Source organism: Paraburkholderia sediminicola, from assembly GCF_046027355.1.
Classification (GTDB): domain Bacteria; phylum Pseudomonadota; class Gammaproteobacteria; order Burkholderiales; family Burkholderiaceae; genus Paraburkholderia; species Paraburkholderia sediminicola_B.
Genome location: NZ_JAQQEK010000001.1, coordinates 466,748 through 486,085, shown reverse-complemented (window position 1 = coordinate 486,085; position 19,338 = coordinate 466,748). Strand labels below are relative to the sequence as shown.

Sequence of the window (19,338 nt, the reverse complement as noted above, 5' to 3'; positions counted from 1 at the left end):
GCGCGCCGGAAAGGCCTACGCTTGAAGAGAACGGCCGGCGTGAGTTCGACCGCCGTCGCCGAACTGGCCTCTTCTCCACCCAAAGGTGCTGCCATGAGCTACGACATGCATACCAGTCCGATTCCCGACCCCAACGCCGATCCGAACCGCGACCCGGAAGCCGATCCGCTAGTACCGCCGTCGCCCGGCCATCACACCGAGGAACCGCAGCGGCCCGATGGGCCGCCGGACAAAGACCCGGTGTGACCGCATTGCGCGGCCAGCATCCGGAAGCGCGAATCAGCGCATCAGTTCGGTAAAGCCCTGCAGCAGACGGTCGATGTCGGCGGCGTGAATGTTGCCCATCGTCGAGATGCGGAACAGTTCGGCTGACAAACCGCCTTGCCCTGCGTAGATGACGAAGCCGCGCGCCTTCAGCGCGTCGTGCAGTTGCGGATACGCGACGCCTTGCGGCAAACGGTACGCGCGCAGCACCACCGACGACTCTTCCGGCGGCAACACGCTGCCGATGCCGCGCTCGGCCAGCCCCGCCCGCGCCTGTTCGGCGAGCACCGCGTAGCGCGCGTGACGCGCGCGCCAGCCGCCTTCGTCGGCGAGTTCGCGCAACGCTTCGACCAGTGCGTAGTACGCATGCACCGACGGCGTGAACGGCGTGTTGCGCTGATCCTGCAAACGCGCGAGACGGCCGAGGTCGAGGTAGTACGTGCGGCTCGCCGCCTGCGCGAGCGCCGCGCGGCGCACCAGCACGAACGACGCGCCCGGCACGCCATGCAGGCATTTGTTCGCCGTGGCAGCCACCGCGTCGAGACTGGTGTCGGCGAAATCGATCGTTTCCGCACCGAAACTGCTCACGCCGTCCACCAGCAGACGCAGCCCGCGTTCGCGGCACAGCGCGCCGAGCGCCGCCAGATCGTTCAGGCGGCCCGTGGTGGTTTCGTGATGAATCACGGCGACGTGCGTGAACGCCTTGTCCGCGTCGAGGCGTTCGGCGATCTTCGCGAGATCGGGCGCCTGCATCCAGTCGTGCTTCAGCGATTCATGCGCGATGCCGTACTGCGTGGCGATCTGCGAAATACGCTCGCCGTACACGCCGTTTTCCACCACGAGTAGTTTGCCGTTCTGCGGCACCAGCGCGGCGGTCATGCTTTCGACGGCCGCCGTGCCGGAACCGGTCATCAGCACAGCCTGCCATTCGCTTGCGTCGAGACCGTACAGATCGACGAGACGCGTGCGGGCCTCTTCCTGCAAATCGAAAAACTCGCTTTCGCGGTGGCACAGATCCGTCTGCAACAGGCTGTTGCGAACGCGTTCGGTGAGCGTCACCGGGCCGGGATTGAGCAGCAGCATGAGCGCTCCTTGACTTTGACTTTAAGCGGCGCCGATGTGGCGCATCAAACGCGTCTTCACATCGGGCGGCGTGATCGTGGGACGCGGCAGCCCGTCGGGCGTGCCGCGGCGAATGGCCAGACGCGCGAAGCGCGGGCCGTCGAGCGGCGCCGCTTCGAACAACGCGTCGATCACGTTCGCGTCGTCGCTTTCGACCGCCGACGCATAACCGCACGCCGCGGCGACGCCCGCAAACGAAACCTGCGACGACACCGTCGCCTGACCGCCGGTCGAATCGTGCGCGCCGTTGTCGAGCAGCACGTGCGTGAGATTCGCCGGACCGTACGCGCCGATGGTGGCAAACGCGCCCATGCGCATCAGCGCGGCGCCGTCGCCGTCGAGCGCGACGACGTGCAGGTCGGGACGCGCGAGCGCCAGACCCAGCGCGAACGGCGTCACGCAACCCATCGAGCCGACCATGTACAACTGGTTCGGACGGTCGTCGATCGCGTAGAGTTCGCGCCCGCAAAAGCCGGTCGACGCGAGCACCACCGTCGATTCGAGCGGCGTGTGCGCGATCACCTTGTTCAGCGCGTCATGACGCGAAGCCAGTTCGCTCGCCGCCACATTCGTGAACTGCGATTGCGGCGTGACGGGCGCGCGGCGCTCGTTCGCGCCGCTGTCCTTCAACTCATACGGCGCCACGCTGCCCTTCTGCATGACGAGCGCGTACGGGCGGCCGGTTTCATCCATATGCGCGATGGCCCGATCGAGAGCCGGGCCGATCGCGTCGGCTTCGGTCGGGAACGTCTCCCAGGGAATCTCCATCGTCTCCAGCATCGCGGGCGTGACCGGACCCATCAGCGCGTGCTGCGGTTCGTCGGCGACACCGGGCTGGCCGCGCCACGTGACGATCAGCAATTGCGGCAGACGGAAGGTCCACGTGAGCGAGGTCAACGGGCTCACGGCGTTGCCGAGTCCGGAGTTCTGCATCATGGTGATGCCGCGCCGGCCGTTGCGCGCGCCCAGTGTGACGCCCGCGATCAACGCGACGGCGTCGCCTTCATTGGCCGCCGACACGTAATGCAGCGACTCGTCCTGCAACACATAGTTGATAAACGGCGTCAGATACGAGCACGGCACGCCCGCGTACCAGTCGAAGCCGCGCTCGCGCGCCGCCTCGACGAACTGTGCTGCCTCGATCATTGCGCGGCTCCGCTCGCTGCGCCGGCCGCGCCTTTGCCCGAACCGCCGACCGTGGCCGCGAACGGCGCTTGTGCATGCGCGAAGTCGCCCGCACGGCGGAAGTCCTCGAGGTCGTTCACGCCGCGCCAGTGGCCGTGCACGTATTGCACTTCAATCGACTCGCCTGCTTCGATCAGCGCATTCAGCAGCGCGGGCATGTCGAGCGATGCGAAATCCGTGCGCGCCTGCAACTGGCTCATGACCGCCTGCAAACGCTCACGGCCTTCACCGCGCACGTTCAGCAGACCGACCCAACGGCCATGCGGCGTTTGCGACGCGATGGCCGACGTGGCGTCCTGCCCGCTCGACACGTGACGCAGCACGACCTTGTTGCCAAACAAACCGCGGTCATCGGCCGCCGAGCACCACGCGAAATCGCGCACGCTGGCGTTTTCCGCGTCGGTCAGCGACGAATCGACCACCACGCTGAACACCGCCTCGCTCTCCACGAGATCGCGCAGGATATAGCTGCGGAACAGCAGATCGCCGTACGAGACCACCGTGTCGCCCGCGAGTTTGTCGATCGCGCAGGCGAGCGACGCGAGTTCGCCGGTTTGCGCGTGCTGTTCGTTGACGACGAGCTTGATGCCGGCCGTGTCGATCGCATCGGCGCGGTAACCGCCGACCACGGTGATATCGTTCACACCCTGCTTCTTGAACGCATCGACGAGCCAGCGCAACAGCGGCTTGCCGGCGATCGGCAGCATCACTTTCGGACGATCTTCGGTGACGGCTTCGAGGCCCTTGCCGCGGCTCGCCGCGAGCACGACCGCGGAACCGGCCGCACGGCCGCTCGACAGATAACGGTCTTCCGCTTCCGAGTATTCGTCGGCATCTTGCAGACGGAAGATTTCGTTGACGGCGGCAATGCTGTCTTCCACGTTGACGAGCGTTTCGCTCGCGTGGATTTCCTTGGCGACGGCCTGCATCGCCGAGGTCGCCGCGCGGATCAGATGGTTCGCCCAGATCACCGTGCTGATGCCGGCTTCGCGGAAGACTTCGGTCGGTGTGCTGTAGTACTTGGTCGGCACGATCACGAGCGGGCCGCGGCCGGCCCATTCGCGCGCGAATTCGAGAATTTCGTCGGGACGCGAGAGCTTGCTGTGAATCAGGATCGCATCCGCGCCGGCCTGGCGATAGGCTTCCGCGCGACGCAGCGCCTCGTCCATACCCCAGCCGGCAATCAGCGCTTCCACACGCGCCACAATCGAGAAGTTCTCATCGGACTGCGAGTCTTTACCGGCTTTGATCTTGCCGCAGAACTCGTCCATATCGGCGAGCGGTTGCGCTTCGCCGTTGATGAAACTGTTGGTCTTGGGGAATTGCTTGTCTTCAATACACACGCCGGCAATGCCGCGCTGTTCGAGTTTGCGTACAAGGCGGCGCACGTTGTTGAAGTTGCCGTAGCCGGTATCGCCGTCGAGCAGGATCGGCAGATCGCTGGCGTCGGCCATGAATTCGAGCGTATCGACGACTTGTGTCCAGCTTGCTTCGTTGTTGTCGCGCACGCCGTATTGCGCGGAGATCGCGAGGCCCGAGCCCCAGATCGCCTTGAAGCCGGCTTCGCGGACGATCCGGGCGGACAGGCCGTTATGGGCCTCCATCATGAATTCGAGTTCGTTGCTGACGAGCATCTGGCGCAGGCGCGCGCTGCGGGAAGCGGAGACGAAAGCGGGTTCGCGGGCGTTCATTTTATGTACTCCTGGTGGCGGGCTTATTGGTGCTCTTCTTTTGCCCGACTGACGACTGGAAAATGGCGACTATAGCGGAATTTTTATTTATTCGTCTTTTTCGTGACAGCGGTTTTCTCCATTTGCGGATAAGTGGAAAAATGTGTCGTTTTTTGCAATCCGCTAATGCGAACCGCGGCTTGGATTTTATTGGCGTTTTGTGGAATCCTGACGCAATCGCAGGGCAGCGCGTTGATGGGCGGTGCGTCAGTTCGTTTTGACCGTCGACAGTTGTGGCGATGTTGAGGTTTTAATATCCGGTTTTCATTTACGGAAAACCTTAATTATTAATATCGATTCACCAGCACTGGCATTTTGCATTGGCAATAGAGGGAAAGCCCGATTGAATCAGCAGAAAATGAATAAGCGCACTTAATGACACATAAAAAATGCCGTCCCGACGGTAAAAAGTCTTTATAGTCAGACGAATAGAAATGCTTAACAGCGGGTTTCCCCTGCCCTGCGGACCCCATGCCGCCGCGCCGTAAACACAGTCAGCGACAAGCCACTCGCCACAAGCGAATCCAATCCCTGACCGACCACTGTGCGAAAGCAAAAACCGCTATGACTTTGAACAGAAAACTGGCCTCGATGATCGCCGTCCTCTGGATCGGCCTGATCCTGATCGGCGGCTTCGGCGCATGGCAAAACCGTGCCTCGATGATCTCGGACCGCCGCGATCAGCTGAAATCGCTGATCGACCAGGCCAACCACATCGTCGGCCGTTACTACACGCTCGCGCAGCAGCACACCATTGCCGAAGACGAAGCGAAGAAGCAGGCGCTCGCGAGCCTCGCGGCCATGCGCTATGGCAAGGACGGCTACATCTCCGTCAACGATTCGCAGCCCGCCATGCTGATGCATCCGATCAAACCGGAAATGGTCGGCAAGAATCTCGCGCAGTTCACCGATCCGGCGGGCAACCATCTGTTCGTCGATATCGTCAACGCGGGCAATCGCGAGGGCGGCGGCTTCGTCGATTACCTGTGGTCCAAGCCGGGTAGCGACAAACCGGTCGCCAAAACCAGCTACTCGATTCACTTCGCGCCGTGGGACTGGTATCTCGTCACCGGCATGTATATGGACGACGTGCAAAGCGCGTTCTACGCCAATCTGCTGCGCTGGCTCGTCATTACCGTCACGCTCGGCGCGATCGCCACCGCCGTCATGCTGCTGGTGCTGCGCAGCATTCGCCGTACGCTCGGCGGCGATCTCGAAGTGGCCGTGGAACACGCGCAGTTGATGGCGCGCGGCAATCTCGCCACGCGCGTGCCGGTTCAGTCGGATTACACCGGCAGCCTGCTGCATGCGCTTCAGACGATGCAGGCCGGTCTCGTCGAGACGGTATCGCGCGTGCGGCTCGGCACGGAGAACATCAATATCGGCGCGACCGAAATCGCCGCCGGCAACACGGATCTGTCGCAACGCACGGAAGAACAGGCCGCCGCGCTCGTCGAAACGGCGTCGAGCATGGACCAGATGACGGTCAACGTGAAGCAGAACGCGGACAGCGCGCTGCAGGCCGCGCACCTCGCCGGCCAGGCCGCGGATGTCGCCACGCGCGGCAGCCGCGTGGTCGACGACGTGGTCCGCACGATGGGCGAGATCACCACCAGCTCGCGGCAGATCGGCGACATCATCGGCGTGATCGACGGCATCGCCTTCCAGACCAACATTCTCGCGCTCAACGCGGCCGTCGAAGCGGCCCGCGCGGGCGAACAGGGACGCGGCTTCGCGGTGGTCGCGGCCGAAGTGCGCAGCCTCGCACAGCGCTCGGCCACGGCGGCGAAGGAAATCAAGGCTTTGATCGAAACGTCGACGAACACGGTGGAAGCCGGCGCGTCGCTGGTCGCCAACGCCGGTTCGACGATGGGCGAGATCGTGCAGTCGGTGCGTCGCGTGAACGAGATTCTCGAGGAGATCAGCAACGCCTCGCGTGAACAGAGCGCAGGCATCGAGCAGGTCAATCGCGCGGTCGGCGAAATGGATCAGGTCACGCAGCAGAACGCGGCGCTGGTCGAAGAGGCCGCGGCCGCGGCGCATTCGCTGAAGGATCAGGTGGGTGTGTTGCGCGAAGCAATCTCGAGCTTCGCGCTGCCGGCCTGAGATTTTTAGACCGGCCGAAACCGGCACAAGCAGCACACAAAAAAAGAAGGCGCTCAACAGGCAGGGAGCGCCTCTTTAACACGCCGCGTCGGAGTCGACGCATTAATCGAACGAAAGAGCCGCGCAGATTTTTCAAGTCCGCGCGGTTTTTTTACGCCCGCGCACGCCTTGATCCACCTTGAGCCCTCTCCGGTTCACGTGGCGCCGCATTGTTCAGCAAACGCTTACCAGGCTCGAAACCGCAACCAGCTTAAGCCGAATTTGGCATCACCGAATTTTGCTTAATCCGTTTTCATGCTAACGGCACGCTTACGATAATGGCCGCTTTTTAACGCACGCCGCGTGGGTGCGCTCCACGCCGGAGCCGTCTACGAGCGCCGTTCATAGAGGCTCGCCGTCATGCTGCTCCATCTCCTCTACCTCCTCGCGATCGTCGCGGAAGCCATGTCCGGCGCGCTCATGGGCATGCGCCGCGGCATGGATCGCTTCGGTCTGTGCCTCGTAGGCACCGTCACCGCGCTCGGCGGCGGCACGGTGCGCGACGTCCTGCTCGGTCACTATCCCCTTGCGTGGATCTCGCATCAAGATTACGTTCTCATTACAATCGGAGCGGCGTCGGTTGCCGCGGCGTGCGCGAAGTGGCTGCGCAACTGCCAGGGGCTGTTCGTCACGGTCGACGCGATCGGCCTGATCGCCTTCACGGTGATCGGCTGCGACGTGGCCGCGACGCTGGACGTGAGCCCCGCCATTGTCGTGCTGGCCGGCGCGATCACCGGCGTGTGTGGCGGCATGTTGCGCGACGTGCTTTGCAATCAGATGCCGCTGGTGTTGCGTCAGGAGTTGTACGCCAGCATCGCGCTCGGCGCCGGCGCCGTGTATGTGGCCTTGCAAGCCTGCGGCGTGGCGCCGGGACCGGCGTCGGTGGTCGTGCTCGCAAGCGGCTTCGCGGTGCGCATGCTGGCCGTGCGATTCCGCTGGCAACTCAAGGTGTTCACCGCCGCCGATTCGGGCGGCGCAAGTTAATCGAGCTGTTCGTTATCCGCATCCAATGATCCAGAAGAAGAAATCGCAGTCGCACGATCCCTACGCGCCCGTCGCGAAGAACCCGTTGCTGGCCGCGCGCCTGCCGATGTGGCGTTCGAAATTCATCGTCCTGCTGGTGTTCGGCGCGTTCGCCTCGCTCGCGGGGCGCGCGTTCTGGGTGCAGGTGGTGAACCAGGACTTCTACGTCGATCAAGGGCAAAAGCGCTATCAGCGCACCATCGAACTGGATGCGACGCGCGGGCGGATCGTCGATCGCAATGGCTCGATGCTCGCCGTCAGCCTCGCGACCTACGAGATCTGGGCCTCGCCCAAACTGATCGACGAAGCCGCGTTCGCGCCGCTCTCCAAGCTGCTCGATCTGCCGCTGGCGGAACTGCGCCGGCGTCTGAACGGCGACAAGACCTTCGTCCTGCTCAAGCGCCAGGTGGACGCCGAGACCGCCGGGCATCTGTCGAAATTGGGCCTCGCGGGCATCACGCAGATCGCGGATTCGAAGCGCTTTTATCCTGAAGGCGAATCGGCGGCGCACGTGGTCGGCTTCACGGATATCGAGGACAACGGCCAGGAAGGCGTCGAACTCGCCGCCAACGAGCAACTACTCGGCGTGCCTGGCCAGCGTGAAGTGATCCGCGACCGCCTGGGCCGCGTGGTCTCCGAGACCCGGCCGCTCGTGCCCGCGCAGAACGGCGAAACCATCCACCTGACGATCGACCGGCGGATTCAGCAGCTCGCCTATGCGCAGCTGAAGGACGCGATTGCCAAACATCACGCCGAAGCCGGCAGCGTGGTGGTGCTCGACGCGCGCAACGGCGAGATTCTGGCGCTCGCCAATTACCCGGGCTTCGATCCGAACGATCGCGCCCGCCTGACCGGCCGTCAACTGCGCAATCGCGCGGTGGTTGACACCTTCGAGCCAGGCTCGACGATCAAGCCGGTGGTCGTCGCGCTCTCGATCGACGAGGGCAAGGTGCGGCCGCAGAGTGTTATCGATACTGCGCCCGGTTGGTACAAGATCGGGCCGGCTGTGATCCACGACACCTCGAATCATGGCGTCATGACCGTCGCCGAAGCCGTGCAGAAGTCAAGCAACATCGCGCTCGCCAAGCTCGCGCTGAATCTGCCGGCCGAAAAAATCTGGACCAAGTATCAGGAATACGGGCTCGGCCTGCGCCCCGAGCTGACCTTTCCGGGCGTGGCATCCGGCAAGGTGCGTCCGTATAAACGCTGGCGCCCGATCGAACAGGCGACCATGGCGTATGGCTACGGGCTGTCCACGTCGCTACTACAAATGGCGCAGGTCTACACGGCCTATGCCGGCGACGGCACGATGCATCGCGTGAGTCTGTTGCGCAATGGAGCGGGCGCGGCCGCGCAATCCGACGACACGGGCCAAGCGGTCACGACGCCGGCCACCGCGCGCGCCATCCGCTCGATGCTGGAAATGGCGACCGGCGTGGGCGGCACGGGACGCGCGGCGACGGTGGAAGGCTACCGGATCGGCGGCAAGACCGGCACGGCGCGCAAACAGGTCGGCGCCACTTACGCGAAAAACCGCTACCGCGCGCTGTTCGTCGGCATGGCGCCGATGAGCGATCCACGCTTGATCGTCGCCGTGATGATCGACGACCCGGCGGGCAAGGCGTTTTATGGCGGGACGGTGGCCGGTCCGGTGTTCAGCGGTGTGACCGGCGGAGCGCTGCAGTTGCTGGGTGTGCCGCCGGATGCGCCGGGCACTTGAGAGCTTTGAGCGGCAAGCGCGCCGAGCAGCCGGTCACGCAAGTTCGATGCGCGCTTCAGCGGCTCAGATCAACGCGCCATCTGCTCGCCGCCCGCATTCACCAGCGCCTCGATGCGATTGCGGCCGTTGCGTTTGGCCTGATACATCGCACGATCGGCTTCTTCCATCATCGCGCCGCCTAGTTTGGCCGCCTCGGTCGGCGTGCCGCTGATCGTGCGCGCCGCCACGCCGATCGACACCGTCAAGGCAATGCGCTCGCCGTGATCGTCCTGCAAAGCGAGTCGTTCGACCGCCAGCCGCACACGCTCGGCGACAGTGAGCGCATCGGCGCGGTCGCCTTGCAGCAGCGCGGCGAATTCTTCACCGCCATAACGCGCCACGGTATCGCCCAGGCGCACCTGTTGCCGCACGCAAGCCGCCACCGCCGCGAGCGCGCGGTCGCCGGTCTGATGGCCGTAGGTGTCGTTGATCCGCTTGAAGCTGTCGATATCGATGAACAGACACGCGACCGGCACGCCGTAGCGGACGGCGCGCATGATTTCCTCGCGCAGCCGCTCGTCGAAATAGCGGCGATTGGCGAGGCCCGTCAACGAATCGGTCATGCCCAGTTGCTTGAGCCGCTCGCGATGCGCGACATTGTCGAGACTCGCGGTCACGATGCTCGCGAAGCGCTCCAGAATGTCGGTGGCCATGCCCTCGGCGAAACGCGTGGAGTCGTCGCTGCCGAGACAGAGATAGCCGCTGACGGTGTCGCCCGCAGCGAGTGGCAGCAAGATCGCGCTTGCCGGCGCGTCGGCGTCGCCGAAGAAAGCGCGCCGCGCCGAATCATCCATGTCGTGCGGCTTGCCGAGCCACGGCCGGCCCTCCTCGCACAGACCTTGTGCGGCAAGACCCCCTTCGCGCGAGGTGCGCAGTTTCGACTGATCGAGTGCGCGCAAGGCGACGGGCTCGAGCAGTTCGCGCAGCATCGGCGCGCGGTCGTCGAGCCAGAGCGTCACGCCCGTCAGCGAAAACTCCCGCGGCAACTGAGTGAACAGCGTGTCGAGAAACGATGCGAAGTCCTGAGCGCCGATCAAACGCAACTCGACGTTCTGGAAGCGCCGCAGCGTGCGCTCGTTGTGCTGCACGGTATCGACGAGCGAACGAAGGCGCTCGGAAAGCGGCGTTTGGGCGAGGTTCGTCACGTTATCAGGTGCGGGCCCGAAGGCGAAGCGGGGTTGGCGACCCCCAATCGCTGTAATAACGGCGGATTTCGCGAGGTCTTGAGGGCCCGATCGCGGCGACTACGCTTTTACGCGATCCGCTTTTACGCGTTCTTAAGTCTGGCTTAATTCTTTGCTGTAACCATGAGGCACAACATCCCCTGTTGAAGCCGCCAGAACATCGGCGGCGCTTTTTCCCGGGGTGTCGACGTCGCGCCAGAAGATGGGCTGCAGGCCCGCGAAGAAGGAGTCAAACCATGGTTGAAGACACGGTATTCGAGCATCTGCGCACCATGCCGGGCAACGAATGGGTCAGCCAGATTCACTCATGCAAGGTCTCGGACCCGCTGCAGCATCCTTGGGGTCGCTCATACCGGCTCGTCGAATGGACCATGAAGCACACGCCCGAATCGAGCCGCCGGGTGGTGCCCGCCGAGAGCACGCCGCTTGAAATCGCTCAGGCTGTCGTTTCGCACGTGCCGGGCCGCCGCTTCTGCCAGGACGGCAACGAATAACACGCTAGCGGGCTGAGCATTCGCCGCGCTAGCCGCGCGTGGCGATCGATGCGCAGTAGTCCAACGCATCGTCCAGCCGGTCATTGCCCCAGAACATTTCATCGCCGACAAAAAACATCGGCGCGCCGAAAATCCCTCGGGCCGCTGCCGCCGCGGTCTGTTCACGCAAGCGCAGTTTGTTCGCGTCGCTTTGCGCTTCGCCGATGATCTCCCGCGCCGGCAAACCCAGTTCATCGAGCGCTTCGCTCACCACCTCCATCGAACCGATATCGCGGTCATGCGCGAAGTTCAGTTGCATGATCGTGCGGCAGTAGGCGGCGATCCACTCGCGATCCGCGCCGAGCAGCGCCACACGCATCGCAAGAAGCGCGGCGCGCGGGAACGTGGTGGGACGCGTCAGGGCGATGCCGTATTTGCGGCATTGCCGTTCCATGTCCTTCCACACATACGCGCCCTTCTCCTTCTGCAGCACGAACGGCGAATTGTCGAAACCGAGGTCGCGAAAGACAGGCCCCAGCAAGAAGGGACGCCAGCAGATCCGCACGCCTCGCGCCGCGGCTTCAGCTTCGATGCGCATGACGCTGAGGTAGCTGTAGTTGCTGCCGAAGTCGAACCAGAACTCGATTTCCGGTGCATGCGTGGGCACGCGCGTTGCTGCCTCGTTCATCTTTCCCCCTCCAGTCATACGTAGCCGGACAGCGCCTATGTCTTGCAAAGCTTAACAGTCGTGCGGCGCGCTTATCCCTATGATGGCCCCTTCACACCGCTACGTCAGATGCTCACAACATGAACTATCCCTACGACATTCTCACCGCCGCGTGTCTTTTCATCATCGTCGTTTCCACCTCCATCATGCTCGCGCTGTCCTGATGAGCTATTCACACCCTCTCCCACGGAGTGGGTGAACCCGCGAACGCGCTCTACGCGTTTCCGTAAAAAGACGGGATATACTGTACATATATACAGTACTTTTCGTCTGAGCAATGCGCCTCCCACCCTTCGAACCTCCCACGCTCGCCGAGCTGCGCGCCTGGTGGCGCACGCGCGACGAGCAGGCCGTCCAGCGGCTCATCCTCGAAATCCAGCGGCAGCGGCTCACGCTGCTGGAACTGCGCACTCTGATCGACTGCGGCGTCCAGCAGGCGCGCGCCGCGGACCGCACGCTCGTCGAGCGCGGCGAACCGTTGATGACGCTGCGCATCAGGATCGCGCAGGAAGTGCTGCGTGTCGGCGACATCGACGATACGCGGCAGCTAAGCCGCGCCGAACAGGAAAGGCTCGCGGTTCGCACCGAAGGTCAGATGGAATACGCGCGCGAAGGCCGTCTCAGGCGACAGCGCCGCAATATCTAGCGGAAACGAGGGCTCGCTGACGCTGTGACGAAGCGAGGCCGCGCGGATCGATCAACGCGTTTGCGTGGCCACGCGCAGGCCGAGCGAAATGAACAGCACGCCGATGATCTTGTTCTGCCAGCGCGTCAACCACGTCAGACGCTTGACGAATTTGCCCAGCGGACGAATCGTCAACACGATCAGCGTCGTATAGAGCGCGCTCATGCCGACAAAGATGAGGCCAAGCGTGGTGAACTGCAGAAACGTGGAACCGTGTTCGGGACGAACGAACTGCGGCAAAAATGCGAGAAAAAACAGCGCGGTCTTGGGATTCAGCACTTCGGCGGGAATGGCCTGAAAGAAGGCCTTCGAGGCCGACACCGGCGCGACGGCCGGCATATGCGCACTCGCCTGTTTCTCGCGCAACGCGCGAATGCCCAGATAAACGAGGTAGGCGGCGCCGACGAACTTCACTGCGTTGAAGGCCAGCGCCGAGGTCATCAGCAGCGCCGAGAGGCCGACCGAAGCGCCCAGCGTATGAATGAAATCGCCAACCGCGATGCCGAGTCCCGTGAGAATGCCGGCCTTGCGGCCGCCATGCACGGTGCGCGTCAACACCAGCAGCACGGCCGGACCCGGAATCAGAAAGAGCCCGAGTACAACGGCTACGAAAGTCCCTAACGTGGAAAGGTCAAGCATGTCGTCTCCTTGGTGACGCGCTGGTTTCAGCGGATGGGCGCGCGAGTTCAGCGGAAGATTGTAGACGAACGCGAGATTTCTGATGGGAGCGCGCCATGCGTGCCGTCCGGCGCATTGCCATGACTGACACGATAAACGCGCAGCGGGTGGGCCGGTACAGTGCACGCCGGAAACAGGCCGCGCCAGCCCTGGATGATCATCTCGGAGATAGTCCGTCAGCGAGTCGTCGATCCGTTACCATGGCGGGCGTAAGACCGCGCGCGGTCAGCGTTCTCCATTCACCGAAGTCTTTGCCTTGCCTACTTACACCCTGCCCGCGGCGTTGAGCGCGGAACTCGAGATTCGCAAGAGCCGATTCATTGCGTACGCGCTACCGGTCGCCGACCGCGACGCCGCGATGGCCGAATTGCGGCGCCTGCGCGACGAGCATCCTGCCGCGACGCATGTCTGCTGGGCGCTGCTGGCCGGCGGCCAGTCCGGCATGTCCGACGACGGCGAGCCCTCCGGCACCGCCGGCCGGCCGATTCTCGAAGTGTTGCGGCATCACGATCTGGACGGCGTGCTGGCCGCCGTCGTGCGCTACTACGGCGGCGTGAAACTCGGCGCCGGCGGCCTCGTGCGCGCGTACACGGATGCGATCGCTTCGGCGCTGCTGGATGCGCCACGCGTCGAGCGGATTGCACAGGTTTCGCTGATCGTCGAGGTGAGCTACGCCGACGAGGCGAAAGTGCGCCGATGGATCGATGCCGAAGGCTACGCGCTCGTGGACAGCGCCTACGCGATGCTGGTGAAAATGACGATCCGTTTGCCCATCAACGCGCTCGATGACGCCCAGCGAGCGTTGGTGGATATGACCCAAGGGAAAGCCGGGTTCTTCTGACGGCTTGGCGTGTTTCCTCCTTGCGAGAGGCGGAGCGCTCCCTCAATAAGAGATGCGCGGGTCCGGGCCGCTGTTACCATGTCGTTTATTCTCCGGAATGACTCAATTTAAAAGGGTAACTCCTCTGACCTCGACCGCCGCTTTTTCCAGCACAGCGCCTGAGTCGCCGCATCGGAGCGCATCTCTGCCGCGGTCGCTCAACTCCACGCGCGCACCCCTGACATCGACCGTGCTGAAGGGATGCGGCACAATCGCGCTGCCATTGATGCTCTCCGCCTGCTCGTGGTCGTGGTTCGGCCTGAATAGCTCGCCGCGCGCGGTGGCGCATCCGACCGGCTGGCTCAGCGTTGCCCCTGCCCGTGACTTCGCCTATATGCCCGCTCGCAGCGGACAAGTGTCGCCGAACCGCATCGAAAACACGGCGATGACGGGCATCGTGCTCAAGAACGATATCAACGAAACCGTGCGCAACGGCATTGTGAACAGTCTACGGATCGCCGGCTTTCATCTCGACGCAGGCGAGCGGGTTCTCAGCGGCAGCATCGAGAAATTCACTGTGGACGACACGCGCTCGCCAGCGTCGTGGACGCTGAAAATGCGTTATGTGGTGACCGACTCCGCGACCCAGAAGGTCGTGTTTTCGACCACCAAGACGGTCAAGCAAAAATCGCCCAAGTTCACCAGTAGCACCATCGCTATTGAAGACACGGTCAAGCTGAGCGTCGACGCGTTGATCGGCGATCCGGGATTTGTCAAAGCGGTGAATTAAGCGCACCGTCGACATCGGGCCTGCCGGGGTCGTTACAATCCACGTTGAAGATGTCGCGCCCGCCGTCTTGCTGCGCGACCCGTCGCAACTGCGTTTTCTTCGTGCGAGCCGTCATGTCCATCACCGCCTGGCTGTTCTTCCTGCCCGCCTGCTTCGCGATCAATCTCGCGCCCGGGCCCAATAATCTGCTGTCGATCAATGTAGCGGCGCGCCATGGCTTCATGACCGCGTTCGTCGGCGGCATGGGGCGCCTGGTCGCTTTCGCCGTGATGCTCGTGCTCGCCGCAACCGGTCTTGCGGTTGTGTTGCACGCGTCGGAGTGGTTCTTTCTCGCGATCAAACTGGCCGGCGCGGCTTATTTGATCTGGTTGGCCATTCAGTTGTGGCGCAGCGATGCACCCACGATCGACACGACGCAGCAGGAAGAAGCGTCGCTTGCGCGGGTCGCGCGAAGGGAGTTTCTTGTGGCTGCCGGCAATCCGAAGGCCATTCTGGTTTTCACCGCGTTCTTGCCGCAGTTTGTCGATATTGCGAAGCCGATGCTGCCGCAGTTCGCGGTGCTCGGGGCGAGTTTTCTGGTGCTGGAGTGGTTCGCTATCGCGTTGTATTCGTGGGCGGGGATGTATCTTGGGAAATGGTTGGTGCGTGCCAAGGTAAGGCGGTGGTTTAATCGGTGCTGCGGGGGTTTTCTGGCGGCGATTGGAGTGGGGTTTTTGATGGTGAGGCGGGGGTGACGAAGAAGGGAAGCAGTCAACTCTGCGTGTAGAATCACGCCATATCACGCCCCCCACCAAGAATGAGCGAAATCAAACGTCAAGTGACCACTGCGCTCGCCTTCGTAGTCGGCGAGACGCTCGTTTGTCTCATGCTGCTGACGGCGCTCGCCTGCAAGTTGACGGAACACGTTGGCAAATCGGAGAAACCACGCTAAACCAGCGGTCATTGGCTGTGCAATGCGGTCAATGCAGCGCCGAACGCCGGCTTGCGCGTACCCAAGGCATCGAGTAAGCCAAAATTTCGTTCACGGGCATTCTTGCCGTTCACTGAATCTTGCCATTCGTAGATCGAAATCAGCGGTGTATTTAACGACTCGCGGCCCATAAGAAACGAATTGATGTGCGCTGCCTGACCGGTAAGTCCCTCCTTGCCTCGCGACGAAATACCCCATTCCGTGATCAGCGCCGGCAGGCAGTATCGCGAGCGAATGTACTTGGACGCGTGTTGAATTTGCAATTCGCTCATTCCGTAAGCGTGGTATGAAACTGCGTCGATGCAGTGTGCCGACGACGCTCGAATACTCTCCAATAGCTTGTCCGACTGTGAACCGCGTGCCGGGGCCCTCGCGAAGCCGAACCCGACGACAGGAACCGACCTGTGAATTGGTTTCAGCCCAGCACAGACGGCCTGCATATATATCGGAAATGTCGTATCGCTGTTACCGGTCGGCCAATATGTTGCCAAATCCGGCTCATTCCAGAGTTCGATAGCAAGCACGTTATTCCCGTAAGCGCTGACGAGGCTCCTCACGACCGAGGTCAACTGCTTTGCGACGTCGCGCAGTTGTGCGTTGCGATCTGATTCGTTCGACGAAGGAGGCACAAGCGCGATCGTAGAGCGCACAGTGACAAGAACGGGTAAGTCTGCCTCCTGAGCCGCAGCAAACGCAGCGCCTATGCGCTTTTGATACGCAGCGGTTTGCATCGCGTTCACCCATACACCAAAACGAACAAAGTCAAATCCAGCGGATTTGACCTGCGCCGCCGTTGCCGACGTAAAGCGTTCGACCTTGACTTGAGTACCCACCCTCGTGCGCCCTCTGCTATCCGAATTCCATTGTCCGAACGGCTGTGCGTGCCCCGGCGCCGCCGCGCTGCACATACAAAACGCGACCACCCCTACTTTCACGAGTTCCCTAAATCCGATCATGCGGGACCTACCAACGGGGTCCGGAGTCGCCCGAACTGGCGGTTCAGGCGCGCAAGCATTGGTCTCTCGACCAGAACATGACACACGATCCCGACCACGCATACGACAGCAATCACGATGAGAGTCGCCGCCGCGCCTCGCCATGAATTGAGATCGGGTTGTATCTTGAACAGAAGCGACTTCAAAAGATAAACCGCGCCAGTTGTCGTTGTGTTCAACCAGTGCGGCCTAGATGTTGCGATCAGGTACACACCAAGGGTCGACATCCAATAGAGCGGCAAGATCCGAACAAGATGCTTCGGTAGAAATCCCCTCCCCTCGCCCAGCGCAACGTATGACATGATAAATCCGCTGATCACAAAAAATATATCGACCCCGCATTGCCCAAACGGCAACACGTCAACGTGATACGCGACGACGGTCAATGCAGCCATGGCGCACGCGGCCTGCATGTTTTCAAAGACTCTCGGTCTACTGCTCCGCGAGCGATCAGCCGAACCGGCCCGTTTGCGCAAACTCGTTGCGGCCCGAGGTAGTTGAGCCGCCATGCGCAAAAAAGCGCAACGCTCGACAGATGCCGGATGTAACTGCCAAGATCAGGCTCGAACAGCATTGAAACTGCCATATGCCCTATTACGAGGCTTGCAAGCAAATCCACAGCTTCCGTGCGGCTAGCCTCATGAAAGGATTTCCGGCCGAACACCGACGCGGCGACGATCCATACGAATACCAGCATCGCAAACTCTTTTGGACCTGGATAAAACAGAACCGGAACGGTCAACTTTAGAATCGCGTAGGCGTAGTCTGCACAGAAAGCAGCAAACGATTGTGGTTCGACAAGGTTATAGAAGCCGGTGCGCGCGCCATAGGGTGAGCCGGCAACGAGATAGTCCATTGCCATATCACGCGGATGAAGCAACACGAAGTACGCGGTGTCCGGCAGTAGATATAGCCCGAGCACTCCCGCGAAAATCAAAACCGTTTTTATCCGCAACGATGCCCGCCGAAATATCCAGGCCACAATGGCGATGGCAAGGATTAGTGCAAAGTAGATGCGCACGATCAAGGCGTACGCCGAGTAGAGAGCAATCATGGCAACCATTACGTGCCATACACGCCATCTCTGCCCTATCAGAACGAGCACGATCGACATCAGAACGACGAGCGTGTCTTTGCTGGCCACGAACAGATTGAAGAATACACACGGTGCAATCAGCACGACATTCACCAGCAAACCACCGACGCGCTTCGAATAGCCGACCATCAGCCAAATGAACAAGCCGCCGATGGCCAGCACGAACAGGTTGCTTCCGGCATTTCCGAGTGACGAATAGAATTTCGCGACCGCGTCGAAAGATGTGTCCTGATACGTGCTTGATCCACCAATTTGCGACTGAATCTTTTCCGCATCCCGGAACACGAACTCAGGCAGAAATGCACTGGCTTTCCAATACATCGCGAAATACATCCCGACTGCAAAGCCGGCGAACAATCGGACTACGCCTGCGCTGAGTCGCGGGCCGGCTGTGAGTATTTTACGAAACATGCGCCGCCTCCCTCTCTCGCACAGCGGCGACATTCGCTACACGGGTGCGCTTGGTGATGAATACCAAAACCGCCACAATTGCCACACTTGCTGTCAAATGCGAAAGTGCCGCACCCATTGCCTCAAGTCGCGTGATCAACATCCATTCAACAGGTATGACCAGGGCCGCCACGCAGGCAATCGCAGTGGCAACCTGCTTACCCAGACGCAGCGCAACCGCGCCGACCCAGTAGACATCCGCAATTGAGCGGAGAACGAACGAGACAAGCAGTATGACCAGCATCGTGAGCTCACGGCTGCCGCCCGGTTCGTGGGCCATGCGGAAGATGAGCTTGTGCGTGATCAGAATAGAGACGGCAGCAAGAGACGTGATGGCAACGCCAGATCGGACTGCACGTCGCAGAGTTGCCCAGAAATCGCCTCCGGCCACGCTCAGCGAGCGGACGAGCCGTGGCGCAGCGGTAACAACGATCGTGGCATAGGCAATCGTCTGAATGGAGTTAGAGACAGACCATACGAATACATAGCGACCCAGCGAATCGGTTGAGATCACACCGCTTGCGAGAAATCGCTCGCCATATTGCAACCCGGCTAGTACGTTGGTCGCTATAAAGAAGGGCAGGCCATCCATCCACACCGAACGTGTGCTGCCCGGTGTGCGCACCGTCTGAGTTCGCTGCTCCGACACGATCTCACGCCCCCGACACTGAATGCACCGGTACGCCGCGACCGCGGCAATGATATTTGCCCCCCACCAAAAGGCTAAGATCGTCTCAATGGAGTGGACCAAGCCGGCAAGCAAACTGACAATCGCGACGCCTGCCCACGCGCCGGTACGGACGAAAAGAAGCACCGCTCCCGCGCGCGGTTGATGGAGCGAAAAAACATAGGAAGTCGTCTCAAGCCCGGCGTGCTCGGAGAAGGCCACAAGCATCACGCCGCAAAGAACGCTCCGCGTGATTCGAGGGAACGCGTCGAAACCGCCGGTAACATACACGACTATAAGGACGATGGCTATCGCTGCGTAGACAACGCAATAAAGCACGAGTAGCCGACGCGCGTCGTGGATCGCTCGGGACGGGTTCTCGGCGCTCAATCGCCGGCTGATTTCAGTGCTAAAACCCAGCCCAAGCAATTTCGACGACACGACCGAGACAGCGACTGCCAAACCATAGTCGGCCACCGCTGCGAAGCCGAGCGTGCGCGCAATGATGATCGTCAGTGCGAACTTCAGCGCCAGGGACGCGACACGAAAAGTGAAACGAGCAAGCAAATGTTTCC

The 19,338-nt window shown here is 61.9% G+C and carries 19 protein-coding genes; 9 read left to right on the top strand and 10 right to left on the bottom strand.

Translation table 11 applies throughout. The annotated features are described in order from the left end of the window. Positions 1–21 precede the first annotated feature (21 nt). Positions 22–246 (top strand): hypothetical protein, encoded by a 225-nt coding sequence (locus tag PQR42_RS02250; RefSeq protein WP_408212104.1) that lies wholly within the window; start codon positions 22–24, stop codon positions 244–246. A gap of 33 nt (positions 247–279) precedes the next feature. Here PQR42_RS02250 and PQR42_RS02245 read toward each other — a convergent pair whose 3' ends face one another. The 3 genes from PQR42_RS02245 to aepX are packed head-to-tail and all read right to left on the bottom strand — an operon-like array spanning position 280 to position 4,262. Further along, the gene (locus PQR42_RS02245) at positions 280–1,347 is read right to left on the bottom strand and encodes a 2-aminoethylphosphonate aminotransferase (RefSeq protein WP_408391126.1); all 1,068 of its coding nucleotides are present in this window, start codon (positions 1,345–1,347) and stop codon (positions 280–282) included. Between the two features lie 21 nt (positions 1,348–1,368). After that, complete coding sequence (gene aepY / locus PQR42_RS02240) at positions 1,369–2,532, bottom strand: phosphonopyruvate decarboxylase (protein ID WP_408391123.1); 1,164 nt, start codon at positions 2,530–2,532, stop codon at positions 1,369–1,371. Next, positions 2,529–4,262: a phosphoenolpyruvate mutase gene (gene aepX / locus PQR42_RS02235; protein ID WP_408391120.1), complete on the bottom strand. Its 1,734-nt coding sequence runs from the start codon at positions 4,260–4,262 to the stop codon at positions 2,529–2,531. The genes aepY and aepX overlap by 4 nt, the downstream gene beginning before the upstream one ends. 603 nt (positions 4,263–4,865) lie before the next feature. On the opposite strand from aepX, the gene PQR42_RS02230 reads away from it, so the two are divergent. The 3 genes from PQR42_RS02230 (at position 4,866) to PQR42_RS02220 (ending at position 9,189) form a co-directional block, all read left to right on the top strand. Further along, positions 4,866–6,407, top strand: a complete 1,542-nt coding sequence (locus PQR42_RS02230; RefSeq protein WP_408391117.1) for a methyl-accepting chemotaxis protein — start codon at positions 4,866–4,868, stop codon at positions 6,405–6,407. A gap of 399 nt (positions 6,408–6,806) precedes the next feature. After that, positions 6,807–7,430, top strand: coding sequence for a trimeric intracellular cation channel family protein (locus PQR42_RS02225; protein WP_408391114.1), 624 nt, complete (start codon positions 6,807–6,809; stop codon positions 7,428–7,430). A gap of 25 nt (positions 7,431–7,455) precedes the next feature. Continuing rightward, positions 7,456–9,189: a peptidoglycan D,D-transpeptidase FtsI family protein gene (locus PQR42_RS02220; RefSeq protein ID WP_408493548.1), complete on the top strand. Its 1,734-nt coding sequence runs from the start codon at positions 7,456–7,458 to the stop codon at positions 9,187–9,189. Positions 9,190–9,257: 68 nt separating this feature from the next. Here PQR42_RS02220 and PQR42_RS02215 read toward each other — a convergent pair whose 3' ends face one another. Beyond that, entirely contained in the window at positions 9,258–10,373 is a 1,116-nt protein-coding gene (locus tag PQR42_RS02215; RefSeq protein WP_408391108.1) for a GGDEF domain-containing protein, read from the bottom strand. A 275-nt stretch (positions 10,374–10,648) separates the two neighbouring features. Here PQR42_RS02215 and PQR42_RS02210 point away from each other — a divergent pair, with 275 nt between their 5' ends. Beyond that, complete coding sequence (locus PQR42_RS02210) at positions 10,649–10,906, top strand: DUF2866 domain-containing protein (protein ID WP_132382110.1); 258 nt, start codon at positions 10,649–10,651, stop codon at positions 10,904–10,906. Positions 10,907–10,934: 28 nt separating this feature from the next. Here PQR42_RS02210 and PQR42_RS02205 read toward each other — a convergent pair whose 3' ends face one another. After that, a complete protein-coding gene (locus PQR42_RS02205; RefSeq protein ID WP_408391105.1) occupies positions 10,935–11,573 on the bottom strand; it encodes a 2-hydroxychromene-2-carboxylate isomerase in 639 nt (212 codons plus the stop codon). Between the two features lie 316 nt (positions 11,574–11,889). Between PQR42_RS02205 and PQR42_RS02200 the strand changes: the two genes are divergently transcribed. Further along, complete coding sequence (locus tag PQR42_RS02200; RefSeq protein ID WP_408391102.1) at positions 11,890–12,258, top strand: hypothetical protein; 369 nt, start codon at positions 11,890–11,892, stop codon at positions 12,256–12,258. 51 nt (positions 12,259–12,309) lie between these two features. On the opposite strand, the gene PQR42_RS02195 is transcribed toward PQR42_RS02200, so the two are convergent. Beyond that, complete coding sequence (locus PQR42_RS02195; protein WP_408391099.1) at positions 12,310–12,936, bottom strand: LysE family translocator; 627 nt, start codon at positions 12,934–12,936, stop codon at positions 12,310–12,312. 295 nt (positions 12,937–13,231) lie between these two features. Between PQR42_RS02195 and PQR42_RS02190 the strand changes: the two genes are divergently transcribed. From PQR42_RS02190 to PQR42_RS02180, 3 genes are all read left to right on the top strand, one after another. Further along, the gene (locus tag PQR42_RS02190; RefSeq protein WP_408211765.1) at positions 13,232–13,816 is read left to right on the top strand and encodes an IMPACT family protein; all 585 of its coding nucleotides are present in this window, start codon (positions 13,232–13,234) and stop codon (positions 13,814–13,816) included. 229 nt (positions 13,817–14,045) lie between these two features. Beyond that, positions 14,046–14,585 (top strand): hypothetical protein, encoded by a 540-nt coding sequence (locus PQR42_RS02185; protein ID WP_408211762.1) that lies wholly within the window; start codon positions 14,046–14,048, stop codon positions 14,583–14,585. A gap of 113 nt (positions 14,586–14,698) precedes the next feature. After that, positions 14,699–15,319 carry a LysE family translocator gene (locus PQR42_RS02180; RefSeq protein WP_408250784.1) on the top strand — a complete coding sequence of 207 codons (621 nt, stop codon included), beginning with the start codon at positions 14,699–14,701 and terminating at the stop codon, positions 15,317–15,319. 205 nt (positions 15,320–15,524) lie between these two features. On the opposite strand, the gene PQR42_RS02175 is transcribed toward PQR42_RS02180, so the two are convergent. From PQR42_RS02175 to PQR42_RS02160, 4 genes are all read right to left on the bottom strand, one after another. After that, complete coding sequence (locus PQR42_RS02175) at positions 15,525–16,388, bottom strand: cellulase family glycosylhydrolase (RefSeq protein WP_408391096.1); 864 nt, start codon at positions 16,386–16,388, stop codon at positions 15,525–15,527. Between the two features lie 119 nt (positions 16,389–16,507). Beyond that, positions 16,508–16,945: an acyltransferase family protein gene (locus tag PQR42_RS02170; protein ID WP_408391093.1), complete on the bottom strand. Its 438-nt coding sequence runs from the start codon at positions 16,943–16,945 to the stop codon at positions 16,508–16,510. Next, positions 16,933–18,057, bottom strand: coding sequence for a hypothetical protein (locus tag PQR42_RS02165; protein ID WP_408391090.1), 1,125 nt, complete (start codon positions 18,055–18,057; stop codon positions 16,933–16,935). Before PQR42_RS02165 ends, PQR42_RS02170 begins: the two co-directional genes overlap by 13 nt. Continuing rightward, on the bottom strand, positions 18,047–19,330 hold the full coding sequence (locus PQR42_RS02160; RefSeq protein WP_408391087.1) for a lipopolysaccharide biosynthesis protein: 1,284 nt from the start codon (positions 19,328–19,330) through the stop codon (positions 18,047–18,049). The genes PQR42_RS02165 and PQR42_RS02160 overlap by 11 nt, the downstream gene beginning before the upstream one ends. Positions 19,331–19,338: the final 8 nt, after the last annotated feature.